This is a genomic window from Streptomyces sp. NPDC127106 (assembly GCF_042677605.1).
GTDB lineage: Bacteria > Actinomycetota > Actinomycetes > Streptomycetales > Streptomycetaceae > Streptomyces.
In genome coordinates this window covers 68,707-76,359 of the sequence record NZ_JBHXTC010000019.1, presented here as the reverse complement: position 1 = coordinate 76,359, position 7,653 = coordinate 68,707, and the positions used below count along the sequence as shown (strand labels likewise).

Annotated in this window: 7 protein-coding genes; 5 read left to right on the top strand and 2 right to left on the bottom strand. The window is 74.6% G+C overall.

Annotated elements, in window-relative coordinates; translation table 11 throughout:
• The first annotated feature begins 109 nt into the window (after window positions 1-109).
• From ACFVGY_RS18225 to ACFVGY_RS18210, 4 genes are all read left to right on the top strand, one after another.
• Window positions 110-601: a GNAT family N-acetyltransferase gene (locus tag ACFVGY_RS18225; protein WP_385678065.1), complete on the top strand. Its 492-nt coding sequence runs from the start codon at window positions 110-112 to the stop codon at window positions 599-601.
• Window positions 602-681: 80 nt separating this feature from the next.
• Entirely contained in the window at window positions 682-1,389 is a 708-nt protein-coding gene (locus ACFVGY_RS18220; protein ID WP_385678062.1) for a DsbA family oxidoreductase, read from the top strand.
• 122 nt (window positions 1,390-1,511) lie between these two features.
• A complete protein-coding gene (locus ACFVGY_RS18215) occupies window positions 1,512-2,600 on the top strand; it encodes an amidohydrolase family protein (RefSeq protein ID WP_385678059.1) in 1,089 nt (362 codons plus the stop codon).
• Window positions 2,601-2,971: 371 nt separating this feature from the next.
• A complete protein-coding gene (locus tag ACFVGY_RS18210; protein WP_385678056.1) occupies window positions 2,972-3,925 on the top strand; it encodes an SCO1860 family LAETG-anchored protein in 954 nt (317 codons plus the stop codon).
• A gap of 113 nt (window positions 3,926-4,038) precedes the next feature.
• On the opposite strand, the gene ACFVGY_RS18205 is transcribed toward ACFVGY_RS18210, so the two are convergent.
• Complete coding sequence (locus tag ACFVGY_RS18205; RefSeq protein ID WP_385678053.1) at window positions 4,039-5,265, bottom strand: CapA family protein; 1,227 nt, start codon at window positions 5,263-5,265, stop codon at window positions 4,039-4,041.
• 128 nt (window positions 5,266-5,393) lie between these two features.
• The gene (gene cobC / locus ACFVGY_RS18200) at window positions 5,394-6,842 is read right to left on the bottom strand and encodes an Rv2231c family pyridoxal phosphate-dependent protein CobC (protein ID WP_385678050.1); all 1,449 of its coding nucleotides are present in this window, start codon (window positions 6,840-6,842) and stop codon (window positions 5,394-5,396) included.
• An 86-nt stretch (window positions 6,843-6,928) separates the two neighbouring features.
• On the opposite strand from cobC, the gene ACFVGY_RS18195 reads away from it, so the two are divergent.
• Complete coding sequence (locus ACFVGY_RS18195; protein ID WP_385678047.1) at window positions 6,929-7,651, top strand: ZIP family metal transporter; 723 nt, start codon at window positions 6,929-6,931, stop codon at window positions 7,649-7,651.
• The last annotated feature ends 2 nt before the right edge of the window (window positions 7,652-7,653 follow it).

The window sequence follows — 7,653 nt, the reverse complement described above, 5'->3', positions numbered from 1 at the left end:
CCCTCACCTCCTTTTCGTGTGGCGCGCTCTGCCCCTCGCGCCCCGCCCCCCCCACCCCCGCGCGCGGCGCCGGCCCCGCCGCGGGCCCCCCCCCCGCGTTTCACGATCCATGATCAGAGCCGCGCATCCCGCCGACGTCGATGCCATAGCCGCGCTCCACACCCGGGCCCGTGCCACCTACTACCGGGGCCGCCTGCCCGAAGAGGCCTACGCGGGCGCAGCCGAACTCGCGGCGTCCCGCGAGGGCTGGTCCCGCGCCGTGGCCCGCACCGAAGCCGAGGGGAGGGTGCTGTGCGCCGAGGAGGACGGCCGGCTCACCGGGGTCGCCGCCTTCCGCACCGCGACGGGGGAGACCACCCTGACCCAGCTCCACGTCGACCCGGTGCACTGGCGGAGGGGCGTCGGCGCCGCCCTGCACGCAGCCTGCCTCGACGCCTGGCGCGCCGCCGGTGTCGACCGGGCCCGGTTGGAGGTGTACGAGCACAACCTCCGCGCCCAGGCCTTCTACGCCCGCCACGGCTGGCGCCCGGACCCCGCCGTCCCCCGGTCCGGCACGCACCTCACGCTCATGCTGCAGATCGGACCCCTGTCCGGGGAATGAGACGCTCCGGGTGGTGGTTGAACGTGAAACCGCCTCGGTCCTTCGCCGGGGCGTCCACCTGAACCGAGAGAAGAAGGAACATGCGCGTCGAGATCTGGAGCGACATCGCCTGCCCGTGGTGCTACATCGGCAAGGCCCGCTTCGCCAAGGGGCTGGCCGGCTTCGCGCACCGCGACGAGGTGGAGGTCGTCTTCCGGTCCTTCGAGCTCGACCCGAGCGGCGCCAAGGGCGTCACCGCACCCGTCGTGGAGATGCTCGCCAAGAAGTACGGCCGCACCCTCGACGAGGCGCGCGGCATGGAGGAGCACGTCGCGGCGACCGCCCGTGCCGAGGGCCTGGAGTACCGCACCGAGGGCCGCGACCACGGCAACACGTTCGACATCCACCGGCTCCTGCACCTGGCCGCCGCCCGCGGCCGCCAGGAGGAGCTGCTCGACCTGGCCTTCCGCGCGAACTTCGCCGAGGAGCGGTCCGTCTTCGACCCCGCGGTGCTGGTCGCACTCGGCGTCGAGGCCGGGCTGGAGGAGGCCGAGGTCCGCGCCGTCCTCGCGGACGACTCCGCGTACGCCGAGCAGGTACGGGCCGACGAGCAGGAGGCGGCCGAACTCGGTGCCAACGCCGTGCCGTTCTTCGTCCTGGACCGCCGTTACGGCATCTCCGGCGGGCAGCCGGCCGAGGTGTTCACCCGCGCCCTGGAGCAGGCCTGGGCCGGCCGGGAGCTGACCCGGGTCGCCCCCGCCGCCGACGCGTGCGAGCCCGACGGGGCCTGCGCGGTCCCGCAGTCCTGAACCCGCCCGGCGCGTGACCCGGAGCAGCTCCCCGGCGAGCGCGCCGCCTCCGGCCGCGAACGGGGCCGGCGGCTCGACGGGGTGCCGGACGGGCCTGTTGACCGCGGACGTACAGTGCGGGCATGACCGATGACGTGCTGCATGTGAAGGGGCGGGTGCTCGTCGGACCCGACGACGTGCGCGACGAGCTCTGGGTGGTCGGCGGCCGGATCTCCTACGAGCGCCCGGCCGGTGCCCGCGGGACGACCACGGTGTCCGGCTGGGTCCTGCCGGGCCTGGTCGACGCGCACTGCCACGTGGGGCTGGACGCCCACGGCCCGGTCGACGCGGAGACCGCAGAACGGCAGGCCCTCACCGACCGCGACGCCGGCACCCTGCTCATCCGCGACGCCGGTTCCCCCTCCGACACCCGGTGGATCGACGACCGGGACGACCTGCCGAAGATCATCCGGGCTGGCCGGCACATCGCCCGCACCCGCCGCTACATCCGCAACTACGCCCACGAGATCGAGCCCGCCGACCTCGTCGCGTACGTCGGCCGCGAGGCGCGGCGCGGTGACGGCTGGGTGAAGCTGGTCGGGGACTGGATCGACCGCGACGCCGGGGACCTGACGGCCTGTTGGCCGCGCGACGAGGTCGAGGCGGCCATCGCCGAGGCGCACCGGCTGGGCGCCCGGGTCACCGCGCACTGCTTCGCGGAGGACTCGCTGCGCGACCTGGTCGAGGCGGGCATCGACTGCATCGAGCACGCCACCGGGCTCACCGAGGACACGATCCCGCTGTTCGCGGAGCGCGGGGTCGCGATCGTCCCGACCCTGGTCAACATCGCCACGTTCCCGAAGCTGGCGGCGGGCGGCGAGGCCAAGTTCCCCCGCTGGTCGGCGCACATGCGGAGGTTGCACGAGCGCCGGTACGACACCGTGCGCGCGGCCTGGGACGCGGGCATCGCGGTGTACGTCGGCACGGACGCGGGCGGCTCCCTCCCGCACGGCCTGGTCGCGGACGAGGTCTCGGAGCTGGTGCGGGCCGGGATCCCACCCCTGGAGGCCCTGTCGGCGACGACGTGGGCGGCACGCGAGTGGCTCGGCCGGCCGGGGCTCGCCGAGGGCGCGCCCGCGGACCTCGTGGTCTACGGCACCGACCCGCGGGCGGACGTGCGGGCGCTGGCGCAGCCGCTGCGGGTGGTCGTGAACGGCACGGTCCGCGGCTGAGCGCGGTACGGCGGTGCGCCCCTGGGTTGCCGCCGACGGCCGACCACCTCAGTTGACGTCGCGGTTGACGCCACGGTTGACGTCGCGGTTGACGTCGAAGTGACCCGGGCGTCCCGGCGTCGTTGTGCACGGACGATCGGGCTTCGGTGCGGCGGCAGCCCGTACGTGCGTGTGACGGAAGGGAACTTCCATGGCTTGCGATGCGCAACTAATCGAATGCGTGCGTGGAAACCACCCGTTGGGATGAACTCACCCCAGGTGGCTGTCCCTTCACTCTCCGTGCGTAAAGGATTCCCGGGGTAGTAGGCCGTTCGGGCGCGATGTCCCCCATTGGCGCGCGACGGCTCCCGTCTCCCTGGGGGTTTCCCACCGTGAACCGCAACACCTTCCGCACGCCCGCGGCCGCCCTGCTCGCCGCGGGGGCGGTCGCCCTGCTCACCGCCCCGCCCGCCGCCGCCACGGGCGCCGGTGCGGGCGCCGCCGGCGCGGGCGAGGGCAAGGCCGGCGCCGCCGTGCTGCGCGCCGGACTGGACGTGGGCCTGCTCAACAAGGCCGTGCACATCCCGCTGAAGACCAGCCTGAACGAGGTCAGCGCCCCGGCGACCGCCGAGAAGACCGCCCTCACCGTCGCCGTGGACGGGGCCGAGGGGGGAAAGCCGGTCAGCGTGCTCCGCGCCGACGTGGCCACCTCGAAGGCCACCGCGGACAAGCAGCGCGCCGTGGCCGAGGCCAACCTGGCCCACGCCGAGGTGCATGTACCCGGCCTGCCCGCGCTCTCCCTGATCGAGGTGGAGAAGGTCACCTCCAAGGCCGTCTGCGAGGCCGGGAAGAAGCCGCAGGCCGAAGCCAACGTGCTCGGCGCGGCCACCGTGCTCGGCAAGAAGGTCACCCTCTCCGCGGGCGGCCCGACCAAGGTGGAGGTCCCCCGGGTCGGCCTGGTCCACCTGGAGCTCTCCGCCAAGGAGACCACTTCCACCACCGCCGCCGCGGCCGCGCTTCGCCTCAAGGTGTCGGTGAACCCGCTGGACCTGAACGTGGCGCAGGTCGACGGCGAGATCGTCCTCGCGGAGTCGCGGTGCGAGTCCCCGGCCGGGCCGCCCCCCTCCGCCGGCCCCGCCGCCAAGCCCGCCGCCGACACGGGCGGACAGCCCGACCTCAAGGCGCAGACCGGCGCCTCCGGCACCGGGGCGGGCATCACCACGGACGCCAACCTGGCCGAGACCGGCGGCGGTTCGCTCACCCCGTACGTCGCCGGCGGCGCGCTGGTGCTGCTCGGCATCGGAGCGGTCGCGCTCGTCGCGACCCGGCGCAGCCGCACCCAGTAGCACCGGCGCAGCCGCACCCAGTAGCACCGGCGCAGCCGCACCCAGTAGCACCGGGCGCGGCAGCACCGCAGCACGCGGCGCGGACCCGGCCCGGCTGGAGGGGGCGGGCCGGTTCAGCGCGTCGCGTGCTGCAGGCCCTGCTTGTCGGCTCCGCGCGACAGCACGGCCTCGCTGATCTGCTTGTCGACCGCCGCGTACTCCGACCGCTTGGCGGCGCCGGACCCGCCGCCGTCGGCGGCGCAGGAGGTGCACACGACGCGGAACGGACCGCCCCGGTCCGAGAACTGGGTCAGGTACTCGGCCTTGACCACCTCCCAGCGGCCCGGGTGCGCGGCCGACGGGGCGAAGGTGAACCGGGGGATCGACGACATGTTGCCGCGCAGCTTCTCGGGCTCGTAGAAACTCGCGATCTGGTCGCCCATGCCGAAGACCACCCAGGTGCCGTTGATCTTCTCGTAGGGCTGCGGCACGTGGTTGTGCGTGCCGAGGATCAGATCGATGTCGGGGAGGCCGTCCGGACCGCGGGAGGCGGTCAGGGCCTGCGCCAGATCGCGCTGCTGCTGGTCGGGAGCCGTCTGCCACTCGGTGCCCCAGTGGATGCTGAGGACGACCACGTGCGCCCCGGCCGCCCGCGCCGCCCGCGCGTCGGCGATGATCCGGTTCTGGTCGAGGAGGTTGACGGCCCACGGCTTGCCGGCCGGGAGCGGAATGCCGTTCGTGCCGTACGTGTAGTCCAGCTGGGCGACCTTGGCGCCGCCCGCGGAGAGCACCGCCGGGGCCTTGGCCTCCTCGGCGCTGCGGGCCGAGCCGACGTGCTTGATGCCGACCCGGTCGAGGTGGTCGAGGGTGCGGACGAGACCGTCGTAGCCGTCGTCCAGCGTGTGGTTCGATCCGGTCGAGCAGCTGTCGTAGCCGGCGTCCTTCAACGCGTCGGCCAACTGGTGCGGGGCCTTGAAGGCCGGGTACCCGGTGTAGGGGCCGCCGGGCCGGCCGTACGGTATCTCGTGGTGGCATATCGCCAGGTCGGCGGCGGCCACCAGGGGCTTGACCCCGGCGAGTACCTTGCGGAAGTCGTGGCTCTGGCCGCTGCCCTTCGCATCGTCCGCCGCCTGCTGGATGATCGACGGGTACGGGATGGTGTCGCCGGTCGCGAGCAGCGTGAACGGGCGGGCGTCGGCCGGCGCGGCAGGCCCCGCCTGGTCCTTGCCCTTCCCCTTGCCCTGACCGGTCTTGCCGCCGGCGAGCCGCTGTTCGCCGGACGCGCCGCCGTCCTCCCCGCCCCTGTCGAGCAGGGTCGGGACGGCGAACACCGCGCCGCCCACCACTGCCAGTCCTGCCACTGCGACGCCTGCCTTGGCGGCTGCCTTCACTGCGGATCCCCCGTGCCTCCGTGCCGATGAGCAGATCATCACCCACACGGCCCCGCACGGCAATCGGGCAGGCCCGCCGGATTCGGCTTCAGCGCAGGTCAGAGCCCTGCCCCGGCTGCGTGGGCCGTCAGGGCGAGGGCGTGGTCCAAGGCCTGTAGCAGGCGGCCCGTCGTCGCCCGGTCGCGCACCGCCAGCCGGAGCCAGGAGTCGTCCAGGCCCGGGAAGGTGTCCCCGCGGCGGACCGCGAAGCCGAGGTTCCGCAGGCGGGCGCGGACCTCCGCCGCCCCCGGTACGCGGATCAGCACGAACGGGCCCTCCGCCACCCCCGACACCGTGATCTCCTCGAACTCGGTGAGCCCGGCCAGCAGATGGGCCCGGTCCACCGCGATCTGCCGGGCGTAGGCCTCCGCCTCTGCCAGCGCCTCCGGCGTCACACACGCCTCTGCCGCCACCAGGGCCGGCGTCGAGACCGGCCACAGCGGCTGCGCGGCCTCCAGCTTCGCGATCACCTCCGGCTCGGCCAGCACATAGCCGATCCGCAGCCCCGCCAGCCCCCACGTCTTCGTCAGGCTCCGCAGCACCACCAGGCCCGGGACGTCCGTCCGCCCGGCCAGCGCCTCCCGCTCGCCCGGGACGGCGTCCATGAACGCCTCGTCCACGACCAGGATCCGGCCCGGCCGGGCCAGCGCGGCCAGGGTCGCCGCCGGGTGCAGGACCGACGTCGGGTTGGTCGGATTGCCGACCACCACCAGGTCCGCCTCCTCCGGCACCGCCGCCGGGTCCAGCCGGAACCCGTCCGCCGCGCGCAGCACCACCCGCTCCACCTGGTGCCCCGCGTCCCGCAGCGCCGCCTCCGGCTCCGTGAACTGCGGGTGCACCACCACCGGCCACTGCGCGTCCAGGGCCCGCGCGATGAGGACGAACGCCTCCGCGGCCCCGGCCGTCAACAGCACCCGCTCGACCGGCAGCCCGTGCCGGTCCGCCACCGCCGCGCGGGCCGCGCGCCCGTCGGGGTACGCGGAGAGGGCGCCGAGCGAAGCCGCGATGCGCTGCTTGAGCCAGGCCGGGGGCATGTGCGCCCGTACGTTCACCGCGAGGTCCACCAGCGACGCCCCGTCGCCCCGCACCTCCGCGTCCCCGTGGTGCCGCAGGTCGTGCGCCTGCGCCGTGGCCACCGCGCACGTCGCGGCCACCGACCGCCGCTTCGGGACGAGGAGTTCGCCGCCCGTCGCGAGCGCGGCGGCCTCCGCCACCGAGGAGGTGCCGGCGGCGTCGCGCACCGCGTCCGAGGGGTGGGGCACGGCGATCCCGGCCAGCTGCTCGGCCGGGTAGCTGAGCAGCGGTACGCCGAAACGTTCCGCCGCGCCCGTGATCCCCGCCTCGCAGGCCTTCGACTCCACCGTGGCCAGCGCCTTCACCGCGCCCGCGGACAGCCCGGCCCCGCGCAGCGTCTCCTCGACCAGGGCGCAGACCTCGGCCACGGACACCCCGGCCCGTCCGCCGACCCCGACCACCAGCTGCGTCGCGTAGTCACCCACCGGGATCAAGCCCCCTCCGTAGTCGTCAATGGTGCGTCGCCCGCGGACCGCCCACGGATGTGCACGCGCGGCCCGGAGTCGGTATTCAGGGGCACATGGCCGTGATCGTGGCGCTGGGCGCGTTCCTGATGACCCTCGCGGGCGGGTGGACGGCGCAGCGCGTCAACGACCGCCGCCACCTCGTCCTGGGCCTGGCCGGCGGGCTGATGCTCGGCGTGGTCGGCCTCGACCTGCTGCCCGAGTCGCTGGAGGCCGCCGGCCGCCCGCTGTTCGGGGTCCCGCTCGCCCTGCTGCTCTTCGTGGCCGGCTTCCTCACCGCGCACGTCGGGGAGCGCCTGCTCGCCGTACGCCACGCGGCGCACGGCGCCGAGAACGGACGGATCCCGCAGGTCGGCCTCACGGCGGCCGCGGCAATGGTCGTCCACAGCCTTGCCGACGGGGTGGCCCTGGGCGCGGCCTTCCAGGTCAGCGGGGGGATGGGGGCGGCCGTGGCGCTGGCCGTGGTCACCCACGACTTCGCCGACGGCTTCAACACGTACACCCTCACCCGCGTGTACGGGAACGCCCGCCGCCGGGCCCAGCTGATGCTGCTGGCGGACGCCGCGGCCCCGGTGGTGGGCGCGGCGTCCACTGTGCTGTTCACCCTTCCGGAGGAACCGCTCGGGGCGTACCTCGGCTTCTTCGGCGGGGCACTGCTCTACCTCGCGGCCGCCGAGATCCTGCCCGAGGCGCACCACGAGCACCCCGCCCTGTCCACGCTGCTGTGCACGGTGGGCGGGGTGGCCGGGATCTGGCTCGTGGTGGGCCTGGCGGAATGAGC

What these genes read in the sequence shown, in the direction of transcription:
- ACFVGY_RS18220 (WP_385678062.1), top strand. Translation starts at nt 682, where the DNA reads ATGCGCGTCGAGATCTGGAGCGACATCGCCTGCCCGTGGTGCTACATC.
- ACFVGY_RS18215 (WP_385678059.1), top strand. Translation starts at nt 1,512, where the DNA reads ATGACCGATGACGTGCTGCATGTGAAGGGGCGGGTGCTCGTCGGACCC.
- ACFVGY_RS18195 (WP_385678047.1), top strand. Translation starts at nt 6,929, where the DNA reads ATGGCCGTGATCGTGGCGCTGGGCGCGTTCCTGATGACCCTCGCGGGC.
- ACFVGY_RS18225 (WP_385678065.1), top strand. Translation starts at nt 110, where the DNA reads ATGATCAGAGCCGCGCATCCCGCCGACGTCGATGCCATAGCCGCGCTC.